Here is a 15,079-nt window from a genome sequence, read left to right as displayed (position 1 = left end):
TTACTAACTTTTTCGTTAGTTATTAAGTCTATTTACTTGCTTAGTTTTCAATGATCTCAAACAATCTCTAAAGCTTCAACTCGAAGTCTCTATTAACCTCTTTTTCAAGGTCTCTTTGTTTGTGGATGGGAATTATAGGAGAAACTCATTTTAAAGTCAAGGGTTTTTAAAAAGAATATGTAAATTCATATAAAAGTGTTTATATTTTTCAATACTATTTAACATACTTGACATTACCCTTACATTATATATATAAAATTGATATTTGTTGCTATGCATTAACTCTTTATATATAGAATTCTTATCAAACAATATTATTTTGAGGAAATAACATGGGACTTTATGATCGTGACTATGCAAGAGGCAGCTCATTTGCATATGAAAGTGCGTCTAAAAGTGACACACAAATTATCTCTTTTGTAAAAGAGACATATAAACTGTTTGCAGCTTCTATGATGGCTGGAGCAGTCGGTGCTTACGTTGGTGTTCCTCTTGCAGGAACAATTGGAGCTTGGTTTTTACCGCTATTTATCTTAGAAATAGGTTTACTTATCGGGCTACACTTTGTGAAGCACAAACCTGGAATTAACCTAATGGTTATGTTTGGTTTTGTGTTTATGACAGGCTTAATGCTTGCTCCTTTACTTGCAAGAACACTTGGAATGAGCGGAGGCGGTACAATTATAGGTAACGCATTTGCAATGACATCAGTGGTATTTGGAGCTATGAGCTTTTTCGCTATTAAAACTAAGCATGATTTTACAAGTTATGGCAAGCCTTTAATGATTGCACTTTTTGTAATTATAGGCTTTTCTATTATTAACATCTTCTTAGGCAACCCTATGTTGAGCGTTATAATTTCTGGTGCTGTTGTATTTTTATTTAGCATCTTGGTTATTTATGATACACAAAACATTATAAAAGGTGCATATGAAACTCCTATTGATGGAGCTATCGCACTTTATTTAGATTTTCTAAATATATTTACTTCCCTGCTTCACCTGTTTGGTATTTTCGGCAGTGACGACTAAAGAAGAATTATCACCTGAACTTTTTCGGGTGATAGACGCAAATATAAACCGCTTAAAAGAAGGCATCCGAGTTGTAGAAGATATTATGAGATACAGAGATAACAACAAGGACTTCTCCACAAAACTTAAAGAGCTTAGACATAAATCCAAAATTGATGAGACAGACCAGCTACTTACACATAGAGACAGCATAAACGATGTGCTTCGTCCAACAACACAAAGTGAGCTCAATCGTACAAACATCAAAAGCATAATCATCGCTAACTTCAAAAGAGCCGAGGAATCTTCAAGAGTATTAGAAGAGCTTTTTAAACTCCACAATGCTGCTTATAGTGAAAACTTTAAACATATAAGATATGAGCTTTATAACTTAGAAAAAGAGATTGTACTTAACGAGAGTGAATGAATATTACTTCGAACTCTAAATAATTTAGAGGATAATCCTGCATAAGTTTTTTTGTCTGTTTATAACTTAAAACTCTTCTTGAACCGCTTACTCCACTGTTTTTTATATACTTAAATATCTCTCTTGTAGATTCAAACTCTAATTTATACTCGACAATCTCAAGCTCTGCATCAAAGTATTTTTTCTGTAGCTCGTTTATTTCATCCACAGATCGTAGCAAAGGTTTTAGAGATGCTGTCTCATTTAACGTTTTAAATGTATTTGCACTAAAGATTGCCAACGAGACAGGAGCTTCTAAACTTTTTATATTTTGAAATACTTCTTCAAGATTCTCTGCCCATTGCAATGCAGATGCTGAAAAAATATGGTCATATCTATAGGTTAAAAGATTTTCAAACAGAGTCTTGTCATTAAAATCACCGTAGATGCATTCCGTATTTTTTGCTTTTGGATGCAACTCAAGCATTCCAGGTGCAAAATCTACTCCTGTAAAGTGTTCATATTTCCAAGTTATGGCATTATGGAGTGCTCCGCTTCCACAGCCCAAGTCCAAAATATTTTTAGGTCTATACTTGACTTTTTTTAGCAGTCTTTTTATGACTCTGTTTTGAATAACATTATAAGAGCCGTAGCGTAAAGCATGTTTGGAAAATTCCGAGCTTATTTTCATCTCTTGTTAACAAATAGTGAGATTATAAAAATTACCAAAACAGATAAAACAATGGTAGCACCAGAAGGAAGAGAAAAATAAAAAGACAGAATCATACCAGAAACGACGCTCAAGAGAGCAAAAGACAAAGAGATAAAAACTGTTTTAACAAAACTTTGTCTATATTGTAGAGCCGACACGGTTGGAATGACCATTAGAGCACCTATAAGAAGACTTCCGACTATCCTGATGGAGAGTGCTATGATTACTGCTACTATACTAACAAGTAAAAAATTCAATAACTTAACTTGTATACCGCTTGTTTTGGCAACTTCTTCATCATAAGCTATAAAATAAAACTCTTTTGCAAATAACAACAATATACTCAAACATAGAGTTCCAAAAATAGATATAGTCAATATGTCCGCACTGCTTACTGCAAGTATAGAACCAAAAAGATATGAAAATAAGGAGTTGTTAAAAGCTCCGCCAAGAGATACAATAATAACAGCTATTGCAAGTGAACCTGAGAGTAAAATAGCCAGCACGGCATCTGAGTACAGTGAAAAATGAGCTCGCAGATATTCTATAAGCCAAGCTGAGAGCAGAGAGACTATTACCGCCATCCACAAAGGGCTGATACCTGCTACTAAACCAACGGCAACACCGACTAAAGCAGAGTGTGCAAGCGTTTCACTGATCATTGAATATCGTTTAAGCACTATAAAAGTACCGCTTATAGATGCTAATGTTGCAATAATAATACCTGCTAAAAAAGCTCTTTGCATAAAATCATATTCAAATATTTCAAACATATTTAATCCCTAATGCTCATGCTTATGATTATAAAGCAGATGCGCTTCTATACCGTAAAGTTCACTCATCTCTTCACAACTTAGAGTCTCTTTTGGATTATTGCATATAATTGCTTTTTGATTTATAGTAAATAGCCTTGCAATATCATCGGCTATAACACCTATATCATGCGTTATAAAAACAATTGTTATTTTCTCTTTGGTATTTAACTCTTTTAAAAGGGCATAAAACTTTTTTTGAGAAACCATATCTACCCCTGTATTTGGTTCATCAAGAATAAGAATCTCAGGTTTTGAGGCTAAGGCCCTTGCTATCATAACCCTTTGTCTTTGCCCGCCCGAAAGAGTCCCGATCATCTTGTCCTTAAGTTCATAAACATCCATTTTATGCATTGCATCTATGACACTCTCTTTATCTTCTTCACTCATTTTTGAAAAAAGTTTTCTTTGTGAAGTTCTTCCCATATTGACTACATCTTCTACTGAGCCGGGAAAGTTCGCATCTACATGTGTAGCTCTTTGGGGAACATAGCCTATTTTATACCAATCTTTGAAGTCTTGGACTCTTTTACCAAAGATTCTAATCTCACCGTTTGTAGGTTTCTCAAGACCAAGAAGAAGTCTTATAAGAGTTGTTTTACCACCGCCATTTGGTCCTATGATTGCAATATACTCCGCGCTGAAAATTTCAAAAGAAATATTGGAAAGAATATTCTGATTTCTAACACCAAAGCTTAGGTTTTTTACATCGAATATCGGTAAAGTAAATTTCATTCGCAAGCCAAAGCTTTAGATATTTTTTCTAGATTTATGAGCATAATATCCTCATAACTAAGATTTTGTGAGGCTTCATCCGCCGTAATATTTCCCAAAGGCTGAAGAACATCAACACCCACTTTTGCCTCATTTGCAATACTTTTCATTGCTTTATCACTAACAAAACTCTCAAAAAACACGGTTGAGAGTTTATGCTCTTTTATATGTTTAATCAGTCTTACCATATTCTTTGCACTCGGCTGGGTGTCCGGAGAAAGACCACTTAACGCTTCTATATGAAATCCGTATCTATTGCTTAAATATGAAAAAGCATTATGATTTACGATTATTGTATCTTTTTTGCAATTTGTGAGAGATCTTTTATATTTTGCATCTAAAGACTCTAACATTGATATATATTTTTGGCTATTTTTTTTGTATAAATCTGTATTTCTTGGATAAAGTTTTATAAACTCTGCGGTTATAAGTTTTGCAACACTGATCATATTTTGTATATCTAACCAATAGTGTGGATCTACAGCCCCGTGATAGTGTTCATCATGTTCGTGATGCTCATGCTCATCCTTAATCTCTAAGAGCTTAACCGACTTGCTCATGTCAATGACTTTTGATTTAAACTCAAACGAACGAGTCCAAGGCTCAAGCCCTGCTCCGCTGTAAACAACCAAATCACTTTGAAGTATTTTTGCCATTAACTTTGGTGTCGGCTCAAAACTGTGGGCGTCCACTCCAAAAGGTAAAATCATAACAAGCTCAAAAGTATCTTGTGAAATATTCTTAGCAATATCATATAGGGCAAATGTACTGAGACTTACAGTAGGTTTTTGATTTTTTGAATCTTGCTTTGAAGCATATACATATACGGGTAAAGTAAAAAGAGCGATTATCAAAATAAATATAATATTTCTGAAATTTTTCATAATTATCCAAAATCTTTTTGAAATTATATCCAATTTTGTGACTTCCTTATAATGAATAGATTAATATAGGTTGGCAATAACTATTTTTTTGGGTATAATTCGCCACTTTTTAAACTTAGGATATATACATGACAACTAGTTTTTTACTTATTGTTCAGATAATTTTAGTTGTAATACTAGTAATAGCTGTACTTTTACAAAAGAGCTCAAGCATTGGTCTTGGCGCTTATAGTGGCTCAAACGAGTCTGTATTTGGTGCGAAAGGACCAAATAGTTTTCTGGCAAAAGCTACATTTATTATAGGTTTTTTATTTGTTTCTAACACAATAGCTTTAGGTTACCTTTACTCTAGTTCGGTACAGACTTCTGTAGTCGACAACATGATAGAGTCAACAGACGTAGTAGCTCCAACTGCTACTACACCTATTGCTGCACCTACAAAAAACGAAACTCCTGCTGTAAAATAGTTGCATCCTTGCAACTATTTTATACTCTTTTAACATCCCTTTTCTAAACTCTTTTATATCATTTAAAAAAATTCTCGCTACAATATCGTAATTATTTTTCAATATATTCAAGGAAAACAAATGTTAAACGAGATATACGACACATGTGAATCAAAGATGAAGTCGAGCATAGAGCATATGCAAAGAGATTTCAAAACACTTAGAACAGGTAAGGTTACAACTTCAGTTTTAGACAACGTAAAGATTGACTATTATGGAACTCCTACTCCACTTGACCAAGTCGGTTCAGTAATCGCTGTAGATGCTACGACAATAGTTATAAACCCTTGGGAAAAACATTTATTATCAGATATCGAAACAGCAATTTCAGCCGCTAATGTTGGAGCAAACCCAAACAATGACGGTGACCAGATTAAACTATTTTTTCCTGCTATGACAGTTGAGCAGAGACAAGAGTCTGTAAAACAGATGAAAGGTATGGGTGAGAATGCAAAAGTTTCTATTAGAAATGATAGAAAACACTCAAACGACCAAATAAAAAAGCTTGAAAAAGATAAAGAGATTACTCAAGATGAGTCAAAGTCTGCTCAAGACAATATACAAAAAATAACTGATAAATATATAACTAATATTGACTCTATCTTAAAAGATAAAGAACAAGAAATACTGAAAGTATAAAAATGAACATAAAACAAATATATATGGATGCAGATGCTCTTTTAGAAGGACACTTTAAACTAAGCAGCGGAAACCATTCACAGTATTATCTACAGTCTGCAAAAGTTTTAGAAGATCCAAAAACAGCTAAACTGCTTGCGGATGAATTGGCGAAGCAAATCAAAGCCAGCGGTCTTGAAGTAGATACGGTCTGTGCTCCTGCACTTGGCGGTCTTATTGCCGGCTTTGCTTTAGCTCAGGCACTGAATGTTCGTTTTATATTTGCTGAGAGAGTTGAGGGTGTAATGAACATACGCAGAGGCTTTGAAGTAAGTAAAGGCGAGAAAGTATTAATGTGTGAAGACATTATTACAACAGGCGGTTCTGCAATGGAAGCAGCGCACGTTGTAAAAGAGCTTGGTGGTGAGATTGTCGGTACGGCAGCACTTGCAAACCGCGGTTTTTGCAAACGTCAAAACAGTGACGTTGAGACTCAACCAAACTGTAAACTTCCACAAGATATACCGTTTTTTGCACTGGCAGACTTTACATTTGAGATGTATGCTCCAGATGCATGTCCACTTTGTAAAGACGGCAGCGAAGCTATCAAGCCCGGAAGCAGAGGAAACTAAACAAAATTAAAATACAGCTATATGCTGTATTTTAACTGACAAGTCATCATTCTCTCAACCAATATTCTTCCAACTTCTACTTTACTGTCAACTACAGCTGTAATATCCAAATCTTTTAGATTTTCTTTGTCACGTAAAGTTGCCACTTTTACTATAAGATTGATATTTTTAGTATGTTTTAAAACCGTTTCACAAATCGCTCTTTTTTTATCCATATTGTCCAGAGTAACAATAACTGCCGCTGAACTCTCCGCGTGCAAGGCCTCTAAAAGAGAGAGCTTTGACATATCACCAAGATAGGCTTCTTTACCTTCATGCAAAGCTTCCTGAACATGCTTTGGATTGTTATCTATCACTACATATGGAGCATCTATGGCATCTAGATTCTTTGCAACAAACTTACCAATCACACTGTACCCACATACGATTACATGATCTTTTCTTGAAACAAAATCTGAAGTATCTAAACCTAAGTATTCATGATGAGTAACACTGCTCACCAGTCTGTTAATCTTGGATATAAAAAATGGAGTTATCATCATGGAAAAGATAACTACAAGAATCAAGAGTGACTCCAACTCTTTATCTAAAAGACCGCCCATGCTGGCAACAGCGAATATTACAAAAGAAAACTCACCGACTTGAGACAGAGCGAGAGCCGTTTTAAGCGATAAAACATGTGAAGATGTAATGCGAAGTAACAAATACATGATAATGCTTTTTAGAATCAACACGAGCACAAATATACCTACTATAACCCCTATATTATCAATAAAATAAAGCACATCCACTTTCATCCCCACAACAATGAAAAATGTACCAAGCAGGATATCTTTAAACGGAGCTATATCGGATTCTACTTTATGATGATATTTGGTCTCTGCTATTATCATACCTGCGACAAATGCCCCAAGAGAATAGGTAAAGCCCATATACGAGGCCAAAAGTGAGGCACTAACGACAATGAATAATACTGAACCCATAAAAAGTTCATCTACTTCACTCGATGCCGAGAAATGCAGAAGCCAAGTCATGAGTCTTTTACCTACTACAAACATCAAGAGCATAATAACAACAGCACTTATGAAAGTATCTCTTAAAATAACTGCGACTGATTGATCACCCTCGCTTGTTAAAAAACTAAGTAAGATTAATATAGGTATAACTGCAATATCTTGAAAAATAAGTATCCCCGTTGCACGCTGACCATAAGGATTATATATCTCTTTTGAAGTTTTTAAATAACTTAATACAACTGCTGTTGATGAGAGAGCAAAAGCTAATGAGACTATCAAAGCAGAAGTAGAATTTAATGAAAACACATAATGACTGATAGCATATACAACTAGAGCAGTAAAACCAACTTGCATAAAGCCATTTAGAAAAATCTCTATTTTCATACTGTTCATTTTTCTAAGTGAAATCTCAAGCCCAATAGTAAACATCAAAAAGACTATACCAAACTCACCTATATGTTCCAAAGTACTTGAGTTATTCATATCTCTTAAATCAAAAGCATAAACCAAAATAGTACCGGTTAAGATATATCCTATTATTTGTGAGACTCCTAGACGTTTTAAAAATAAATTTAAAACTGTCGAGATTCCTAGTGCCACAACTATATAGATAAGTATATAATCCATCTACAACCTTATTAATTAATTTAAAAGCATTATATACTATATAATCTAAATGCGACCTATACAGAGTTTAAGAGATTCTGTACTATAATTCGCGATTATTAAAATATTTTTGGAGTTTATGCATGACTAAATACATTTTTGTTACCGGTGGAGTTTTGAGTTCTCTTGGAAAAGGGATTACTGCTGCCAGTGTTGGTACTTTGCTTAAGCACTCTGGTAAAAAAGTGGGCATGCTAAAAATAGACCCATATATCAATGTTGACCCTGGAACTATGAGTCCATTGGAACACGGTGAGGTTTTTGTTACAAAAGACGGTGCAGAGACTGACCTTGATATCGGAAACTATGAAAGATTTCTTGATACTTCTTACTTAAAATCAAGTAACTTTACTACAGGTCAAGTATACTCAAGCGTAATAGAACGCGAGCGTGCCGGTGGTTACCTTGGTCAGACTATTCAGGTTATTCCTCACATAGTCGGTGAAATAGTAAACCGTATCAAACTTGCCGGTGAAGGTCATGATATCTTGGTAGTGGAACTCGGTGGAACCGTCGGTGACATAGAGGGTCTTCCTTTCATGGAAGCAATCCGCCAGATGAAACATGACGAAGAAGTTGTAGGAACATTTTTCATTCACGTAACACTTATTCCTTATATCAAAGCTGCGGGAGAGATGAAATCTAAACCGACACAACACTCTGTTCAAGAGCTTCGTCGTATCGGTATCACTCCTCAGATGATTATCGCTAGAAGTGAAAGACCTCTTCCAAAAACTTTCAAGAAAAAACTTGCAATGAGCTGTGATGTTTCTAACGATAGCGTTATAGAAGCACTTGATGCTGCAACAATCTATGATATTCCTGTTACATTTTTAAGACAAAACATTCTAAAACCTATTGCAAAAGAACTTGAGCTCGGTGAATTAGATCCGGACATGGAAGAGTGGGATTCACTTGTTAAAAAAATTGTTCAGCCGAAAAACAAAACAGTTGTCGGTTTTGTCGGAAAATATCTTGAACTTAAAGAAGCTTACAAATCTTTAACCGAATCACTTATTCACTGTGGTGCTCATCTAGATACCCGCGTCGAGATAAACTGGGTAGATTCTGAAGAGATTGAAGAGAGAGGTGCCCAAGCGCTTCTTGGTGATTGTGACTCTGTTTTAGTAGCAGGCGGTTTTGGTTCTCGCGGTGTCGAAGGTAAGATTCAGGCTATCGAGTATGCCCGTGTAAACAAAGTTCCATATCTTGGCATCTGCCTTGGAATGCAACTGACTCTTGTTGAGTATGCAAGAAATGTTCTTGGCCTTGAAGGCGCCAACTCAATAGAGTTTGATGAAGAGACTCCATATCCGATGATTTATCTCATTGACAACTTTATGGACCAAAGCGGGAATTCACAGCTTAGAACACACCAATCACCTATGGGTGGAACTCTTAGACTTGGGGAGTATCCGTGTGATACTAAAGAGGGTTCAATAATTAGAGAGGCTTACAACGGAGCAAAAACCATCTATGAAAGACACCGTCACAGATATGAGGCAAACCCTACATATCGTGAGCAGTTAGAAAAAGCGGGTATGATTGTTACAGGTGAGTCAAACGGTCTGATTGAGACTGTTGAGATTGAAGGTCATCCTTGGTTCTTAGGTGTTCAGTTTCACCCTGAGTTTACTTCAAGACTTCAAACTCCAAATCCTTCAATACTGGCATTTGTTAAAGCTTCACTGAGTGTTGAATAACATACCTACCCTGAACAAGTCAGCTCTTTTTGAGCTGCTTTCTAATCGTTTTAATGGTGAAGACAAAAAACTCTCACAAATTCCAAATCCCGCCTTGCTCCAAGATGCCGATAAATCTGCCAAAAAAATAGCACAAGCTATAAAAGAAAATAAAAAAATAACACTTGTGGGTGATTATGACGTTGACGGGGTAAGCTCCACTGCCATAATGGTAGACTTCTTTAGACAAATCCCATATCCTCTGGATGCAATCATTCCAAACCGTTTTATGGACGGATATGGTGTTAGTCCGACTGTTTTAGAGAGAGTGAATGCTGACTTGATAATAACTGTAGACAATGGCATCTCCGCCCTTGAGGCAGCTGACATCTGCAAAAAAAGGGGGATAGACCTAATCATTACAGATCATCATACTCCTGGAGATATTCTGCCGGATGCTTATGCTATTGTAGACCCAAAACTTGCATCTTGTAAGTACCCTTTTAAAGAGATTTGCGGAGCACAAGTAGCTTGGTTGCTCTTGGGACTTGTAAAAAAAGAACTAAATCTATCTATAGATATGAGACAATTTTTAGATATCTTGGCAATTGCAATTATTGCAGATATTATGCCTCTCATAGATATAAACAGAACCCTTGTTAAAGAAGGGCTCAAAGTTTTAATGAACTCAAACAGACCTGCATCTGTAATAATCAGAGATTTTTTAAACAGATCTTCCATTACTTCTGAAGATATTGCATTTCAAATTGCTCCTAGAATCAACTCTGCAGGAAGACTTGAAGATGCTTCCATAGCACTAGAATTTTTTACAGCTACCGATACCAACAAAGCATACAAACAGTTTGAACTCTTAAGTAAACTCAATGATCTTAGAAAAGAGACAGAAGCACAAGCTACCAAAGAAGCTATAGCAGATGTAAATCCGGATGATAGTGTAATCGTCGTTGCACAAAAAAATTGGCATGAGGGTGTTGTCGGCATCGTTGCCTCAAGACTTGTCGATAAATTTGCTAAACCGGCTATTGTCCTAAGCATAGAAGACGGTATAGCAAAAGGAAGTGCAAGAAGTATTGGCGATGTCAGCATCTACGAACTTATTAAAATGCATGAACAGATGTTAACTAAGTTTGGCGGTCACAAGATGGCAGCTGGTTTAGGCCTAAACGAAGATGATATAGACTCTTTTAGAGAAGCCATAAACATAAGTGCTTCTTCTCTTGACCCCAATGACTTTATACCAAAAGATAAAATAACAGGTATTCTCTCTGGCAGTGACATAGATTTTGAACTGTTAAATCTCTTGGAGAGTTTTGAACCATATGGAGAAGCCAATCATCGCCCATCCTTTTTACTTAAAGATGCAGAAGTTATAAGTATAAAAACAATGGGTAAAGACAAATCTCACTGTAAAATTACACTAAAACAGTTTCCACATGACACAAAGACTTTAGAACTAATCCTATTTAGACAAGTTCTACAAATGCCAAAAGAAAGAAAAATTTCTTGTAGCTACACCATTACAAAGAACGAATTCAATGGTTCAGTTTCCTTACAACTATTGCTAAATAAACTCTACTAAACCTCTATAACAAAAAGTTATAATATGGCGTTATAATTATTATTATGCTATAATTTCCGATAACTTTACAAGAAAAGAGGAAACAGATGAAAAAAATAATCGCACTCTCAACAGTTGCTTTTTTAAGCACATCCGTATATGCAAATTCTGACATGCAAGCACAGATTGACGCACTAACTAAAAAAATTCAGAAGTTAGAAAAAAAGCAAAATAAAAACACAAAAAAAATCAGTAATGTAAACAAACTTGCCGCAAAGGACAATATTAAGTTTGATATAGATTTTAGAACTGCTTATGATAACTTGCAGTATGAAACTACAAATGGAAATAAGTATAGCAACGATGCTCTTTACTCAAACCGTTTGTGGCTGGGGATGGGTTATGCTCCTACAAATACCATGCTTTTTAAAGGTCAACTATCTTTTAACAAAGCTTTTGGTGCAAGTTATAACCAACGGGCAAAAGGTGGATATGACCAATTTGATTGGGTAATCAATGAAAACCTAACTGATGACACTTTAAAAGTTAGAGAAGCATACTGGTTATGGACTCCTACAGTTGCGGGATTCCCAACAACTTTAAGTGTTGGTCGTCGTCCTGCAACAAATGGATATCTAATCAACCTAAGAGATGATGATAAAGCTAAGTCTCCGCTTGGTCATATTATTAATATGGAATTTGACGGAGCAAGTGCTAGTGTTAAACTAGATAAATATGTATCCGGTATGTATTTTAAACTTTGTCTTGGTCGTGGACTTACAAATGCTAAAGCAAGATTTGACCAATCCGGTTTAGATTACACTAAAGACGGTGGATCATCATTAGATAACATGGATATGATTGGTGCCATCTTTAAACCTTACGACAATGGTCAGTACTCTCTAATGACAAATTACTATCGCGCATTCAACGTAATCGGAAATGACTTAAGTGTCGTTGGAACACCTGCTGCACCGGTAATGACTACTTATGGTGAAATGGATGGGGCAGCAATATCTGCTAAAATAGACGGTATAGGCAATGAAATTAATGATTTTTTAGATAGTACAATTCTATTTGCTTCATTTGCATGGTCACAAACAAGACCCGACGGCACTCAAAGAATGCTTGGTTCTGCTGATAATGAAGCCGGTACTTCGTATTGGATTGGCGCTCAAATGCCAAACTTGACTGGTGGTAGGTTTGGTCTGGAGTATAACAATGGTTCTAAATACTGGAGACCGTTTACTTACGGTGAAGATACGATGATTGGTTCTAAAATGGCTGTTCGAGGTAGTGCCTATGAAGCTTACTGGACTCAACCTATAATAGATGATGTATTTTCTATGCAAATCAGATACACATACCTGAATTATGATTATACTGGTTCAAATGCTTTTTTTGGCGACGGTGGTACGCCTTATAAAATAGATTCTGCTACAGCAAAAGCTTATGATTCTGTTGAAAAAGCACAAGATATTCGCGTGTACTTCAGATATAGATATTAAAAAATGTTAAAGGGCTCCTTTTAGAGCTCTTTACTATAAATCATAAAATCTTATAATACTTATAATAACAAGAATCTTATATCCCCTTATTTATTGTCCCTATCTGCTTTTAAAATTTTATTTTATTTTATATTTTTACATTAAATAAATGCTAAAACTTAACACAACATCACATATATGTGATATATACACCCAAACTTGTCAAATTAATATATTTTTAAAAAAAAATTAAGCCTCTAACATGTACAATCATTTCACTTTATAAAAACATGGGGGAAGTAGTATGAAAAAAAACGAAATCTTAGAAGAGATTCTAAACGAAGTAGATAAGCATCCGGAGATTATGTCTCGTCGTGAAGCTATGAAATATTTAAGCATGTCACCTATGGCTGCATCAATTTTAGCGAGTGCTTCAGTGGGTGCTGTAACAGCGTCTGCTTCAAGTGCAAAAGGTAAAATTGTAATTGTTGGTGGTGGTTTAGCTGGTATGAGTACTGCTGCAAGACTTAACAACACTCTATCAAACGCTGATATAACTGTAATTGAACCAGATCCAATTTCTGTATCTTACCAACCAGGTCAGACTTTAGTAGGTGCCGGTCTTTGGGATCTTTCAGATATCACATATAAAAGAGATGATTTTTTACCAAGTGGTGTTAAACTAATAAAAGGCAGTGTAACTGCTTTCAATCCAGAAAATAATTCTGTTACTGTTGACGGTTCAAAAGAGGTCTCTTACGATCAAATGATTATCGCTACTGGACTTATGCTTAATTATGCAGCTGTAAAAGGCTTAGACGGTGTAATCACATCAGCTGGCAAAGACAACTCTGCTGTTAAAAACAGTGGTATTGGTAAAGATGGTTTACATTCAATCTATTTCCAAGATGGTGCTGCTGCAACATGGAAAGGTATCGAAGAGTTAGTTGCTAAAGCAAAAGCTCACAAAGGTCCTGAAAAATTACAAGCTGTATTTACTCACCCAAATACACCTATTAAATGTGGTGGTGCTCCAAAGAAAATTATGTATCTTACAAACTCTCGTCTTGAAGAAGCCGGTGTTAGAGATAAAGTTGAATTAACTTTCTATCCAAACGGTGGTGGAATGTTTGGTATTAAAGATTACCATACTGCAATTGTCCAACAATTTAAAGATAGAGGTTTCAAATGGCACTATAAACACAATCTAGTTGAAGTAGATACTGCTAACAAAGTTGCTGTATTTGATCATCACTGGAAAGAAAAAGGTGCATTTGACGAAGATTTAGGTGAGTACACAATGGTAACTAAACACGAACGTGTTGAAGTTCCTTATGACTTTATGCACGTTACTCCTCCAATGAAAGCTCCTGATGTTGTAGGTAGCTCGGCAGTTGGTTCTGCTAAAGGCTGGGTTCCTGTAAATAAAGAGACTCTACAACACGTTAAATTTAAAAATGTATGGTGTTTAGGTGATGTTGCTGCTGTTCCAATGGGTAAAACTGGTGGATCTGCTCGTAAGCAATACAAAGTAGTTGTTAGCAATGTAGTAGCTTCTATGGAAGGTAAATCATTATCAGCTAAATATGACGGTTATACAGTATGTCCACTTATTACAAGCATCGGTACTGTTATGCTAGCTGAGTTTAACTGGGCTTCTAAGAAACCAGGCAGCGGAGTAAATGCTGCTTCATTCCCACTTGACCCGACTAAAGAAAGATGGATATGGTGGTTATTAAAAGTATATGCTCTTAAACCAATGACTATATACGGTATGCTTTCTGGTAGAGCATAATAATTTTTAAAGCGAAGCATTTGCTTCGTTTTAATATTCTTTCAAAAAACCTCAAAATTTATCTCTAAGATGTTACAAATCTATTAAATATTATACTTTATTTTTATAATATATATAATTTTTATGTTATCTTAGTTAAAATGTACAATCTAAAAAGGAGAAACAATGAACAAAATTGTTAAAATCGTACTTGCTGCTATGCTAATGCTAGGCATGAGTTCTGTAACACTTAACGCAGATGTCGCTAAAGGTCAAAAACTTTATCTTAAAAAATTAAAAGGTAATTGTGGTATGAACGGTGCCAAAATGGCTAGTCAACACTCTCAAGGTGAATGGGAAACTATCAAGCAAAGCGGTAAACTTGCTGATGAGCTTAAAAAAATCTGTCCAAAAGCTTCGGATAAAGCTTTAAAAGAGAAATATCTTGAGCATTATTATGACTTTTTTCATGAGTATGCTAACGACAGTGGTAACGTTCCATCTTGTTAATTAACTCTTGA

Annotated in this window: 15 protein-coding genes; 10 read left to right on the top strand and 5 right to left on the bottom strand. The window is 35.5% G+C overall.

The genetic code is table 11. The features are described from left to right. The first annotated feature begins 332 nt into the window (after positions 1–332). Positions 333–1,031 carry a Bax inhibitor-1/YccA family protein gene (locus tag ABYK18_RS06270; protein WP_373035793.1) on the top strand — a complete coding sequence of 233 codons (699 nt, stop codon included), beginning with the start codon at positions 333–335 and terminating at the stop codon, positions 1,029–1,031. Then, the gene (locus ABYK18_RS06265) at positions 1,021–1,437 is read left to right on the top strand and encodes a thiamine-phosphate pyrophosphorylase (RefSeq protein ID WP_373035792.1); all 417 of its coding nucleotides are present in this window, start codon (positions 1,021–1,023) and stop codon (positions 1,435–1,437) included. The genes ABYK18_RS06270 and ABYK18_RS06265 overlap by 11 nt, the downstream gene beginning before the upstream one ends. Here ABYK18_RS06265 and ABYK18_RS06260 read toward each other — a convergent pair. From ABYK18_RS06260 to ABYK18_RS06245, 4 genes are read right to left on the bottom strand one after another with little or no spacing between them, the layout of a single operon-like run. Beyond that, on the bottom strand, positions 1,421–2,107 hold the full coding sequence (locus ABYK18_RS06260; protein WP_373035791.1) for a methyltransferase: 687 nt from the start codon (positions 2,105–2,107) through the stop codon (positions 1,421–1,423). The genes ABYK18_RS06265 and ABYK18_RS06260 overlap by 17 nt on opposite strands. Continuing rightward, positions 2,104–2,901 (bottom strand): metal ABC transporter permease, encoded by a 798-nt coding sequence (locus tag ABYK18_RS06255; RefSeq protein WP_373035790.1) that lies wholly within the window; start codon positions 2,899–2,901, stop codon positions 2,104–2,106. The genes ABYK18_RS06260 and ABYK18_RS06255 overlap by 4 nt, the downstream gene beginning before the upstream one ends. Positions 2,902–2,910: 9 nt before the next feature. After that, positions 2,911–3,675, bottom strand: a complete 765-nt coding sequence (locus tag ABYK18_RS06250; RefSeq protein WP_373035789.1) for a metal ABC transporter ATP-binding protein — start codon at positions 3,673–3,675, stop codon at positions 2,911–2,913. Further along, positions 3,672–4,598 carry a metal ABC transporter substrate-binding protein gene (locus ABYK18_RS06245; RefSeq protein WP_373035788.1) on the bottom strand — a complete coding sequence of 309 codons (927 nt, stop codon included), beginning with the start codon at positions 4,596–4,598 and terminating at the stop codon, positions 3,672–3,674. The genes ABYK18_RS06250 and ABYK18_RS06245 overlap by 4 nt, the downstream gene beginning before the upstream one ends. Positions 4,599–4,726: 128 nt before the next feature. On the opposite strand from ABYK18_RS06245, the gene secG reads away from it, so the two are divergent. From secG to pyrE, 3 genes are all read left to right on the top strand, one after another. After that, positions 4,727–5,065, top strand: coding sequence for a preprotein translocase subunit SecG (gene secG / locus ABYK18_RS06240; RefSeq protein ID WP_373035787.1), 339 nt, complete (start codon positions 4,727–4,729; stop codon positions 5,063–5,065). A 120-nt stretch (positions 5,066–5,185) separates the two neighbouring features. Further along, positions 5,186–5,743, top strand: a complete 558-nt coding sequence (frr, locus tag ABYK18_RS06235; RefSeq protein WP_373035786.1) for a ribosome recycling factor — start codon at positions 5,186–5,188, stop codon at positions 5,741–5,743. A gap of 2 nt (positions 5,744–5,745) precedes the next feature. Next, complete coding sequence (gene pyrE, locus ABYK18_RS06230) at positions 5,746–6,354, top strand: orotate phosphoribosyltransferase (RefSeq protein ID WP_373035785.1); 609 nt, start codon at positions 5,746–5,748, stop codon at positions 6,352–6,354. 17 nt (positions 6,355–6,371) lie between these two features. Here the strand turns inward: pyrE and ABYK18_RS06225 are convergent, their stop codons facing one another. After that, positions 6,372–7,997: a cation:proton antiporter gene (locus tag ABYK18_RS06225; RefSeq protein ID WP_373035784.1), complete on the bottom strand. Its 1,626-nt coding sequence runs from the start codon at positions 7,995–7,997 to the stop codon at positions 6,372–6,374. Between the two features lie 122 nt (positions 7,998–8,119). On the opposite strand from ABYK18_RS06225, the gene ABYK18_RS06220 reads away from it, so the two are divergent. The 5 genes from ABYK18_RS06220 to ABYK18_RS06200 all read left to right on the top strand — a co-directional run bounded on the left by ABYK18_RS06220 (position 8,120) and on the right by ABYK18_RS06200 (position 15,068). Further along, entirely contained in the window at positions 8,120–9,739 is a 1,620-nt protein-coding gene (locus ABYK18_RS06220) for a CTP synthase (RefSeq protein WP_373035783.1), read from the top strand. Next, positions 9,729–11,318 carry a single-stranded-DNA-specific exonuclease RecJ gene (gene recJ / locus ABYK18_RS06215; RefSeq protein ID WP_373035782.1) on the top strand — a complete coding sequence of 530 codons (1,590 nt, stop codon included), beginning with the start codon at positions 9,729–9,731 and terminating at the stop codon, positions 11,316–11,318. Before ABYK18_RS06220 ends, recJ begins: the two co-directional genes overlap by 11 nt. Before the next feature lie 86 nt (positions 11,319–11,404). After that, entirely contained in the window at positions 11,405–12,805 is a 1,401-nt protein-coding gene (locus ABYK18_RS06210; RefSeq protein ID WP_373035781.1) for a DUF3373 family protein, read from the top strand. A 283-nt stretch (positions 12,806–13,088) separates the two neighbouring features. Next, on the top strand, positions 13,089–14,579 hold the full coding sequence (locus ABYK18_RS06205) for an NAD(P)/FAD-dependent oxidoreductase (protein WP_373035780.1): 1,491 nt from the start codon (positions 13,089–13,091) through the stop codon (positions 14,577–14,579). Positions 14,580–14,744: 165 nt separating this feature from the next. Continuing rightward, complete coding sequence (locus tag ABYK18_RS06200) at positions 14,745–15,068, top strand: cytochrome C (protein ID WP_373035779.1); 324 nt, start codon at positions 14,745–14,747, stop codon at positions 15,066–15,068. Positions 15,069–15,079 lie beyond the last annotated feature (11 nt).

This window comes from Sulfurimonas sp., assembly GCF_041563495.1.
Classification (GTDB): domain Bacteria; phylum Campylobacterota; class Campylobacteria; order Campylobacterales; family Sulfurimonadaceae; genus Sulfurimonas.
This window is presented reverse-complemented; position numbering and strand designations above follow the sequence as displayed.

Coding starts and splice junctions, on each gene's coding strand:
- ABYK18_RS06220 (WP_373035783.1), top strand. CDS start 8,120: ATGACTAAATACATTTTTGTTACCGGTGGAGTTTTGAGTTCTCTTGGA.
- pyrE (WP_373035785.1), top strand. CDS start 5,746: ATGAACATAAAACAAATATATATGGATGCAGATGCTCTTTTAGAAGGA.
- frr (WP_373035786.1), top strand. CDS start 5,186: ATGTTAAACGAGATATACGACACATGTGAATCAAAGATGAAGTCGAGC.
- ABYK18_RS06210 (WP_373035781.1), top strand. CDS start 11,405: ATGAAAAAAATAATCGCACTCTCAACAGTTGCTTTTTTAAGCACATCC.
- ABYK18_RS06225 (WP_373035784.1), bottom strand. CDS start 7,997: ATGGATTATATACTTATCTATATAGTTGTGGCACTAGGAATCTCGACA.
- secG (WP_373035787.1), top strand. CDS start 4,727: ATGACAACTAGTTTTTTACTTATTGTTCAGATAATTTTAGTTGTAATA.
- ABYK18_RS06205 (WP_373035780.1), top strand. CDS start 13,089: ATGAAAAAAAACGAAATCTTAGAAGAGATTCTAAACGAAGTAGATAAG.
- ABYK18_RS06245 (WP_373035788.1), bottom strand. CDS start 4,598: ATGAAAAATTTCAGAAATATTATATTTATTTTGATAATCGCTCTTTTT.
- ABYK18_RS06255 (WP_373035790.1), bottom strand. CDS start 2,901: ATGTTTGAAATATTTGAATATGATTTTATGCAAAGAGCTTTTTTAGCA.
- ABYK18_RS06200 (WP_373035779.1), top strand. CDS start 14,745: ATGAACAAAATTGTTAAAATCGTACTTGCTGCTATGCTAATGCTAGGC.
- ABYK18_RS06250 (WP_373035789.1), bottom strand. CDS start 3,675: ATGAAATTTACTTTACCGATATTCGATGTAAAAAACCTAAGCTTTGGT.
- ABYK18_RS06270 (WP_373035793.1), top strand. CDS start 333: ATGGGACTTTATGATCGTGACTATGCAAGAGGCAGCTCATTTGCATAT.
- ABYK18_RS06260 (WP_373035791.1), bottom strand. CDS start 2,107: ATGAAAATAAGCTCGGAATTTTCCAAACATGCTTTACGCTACGGCTCT.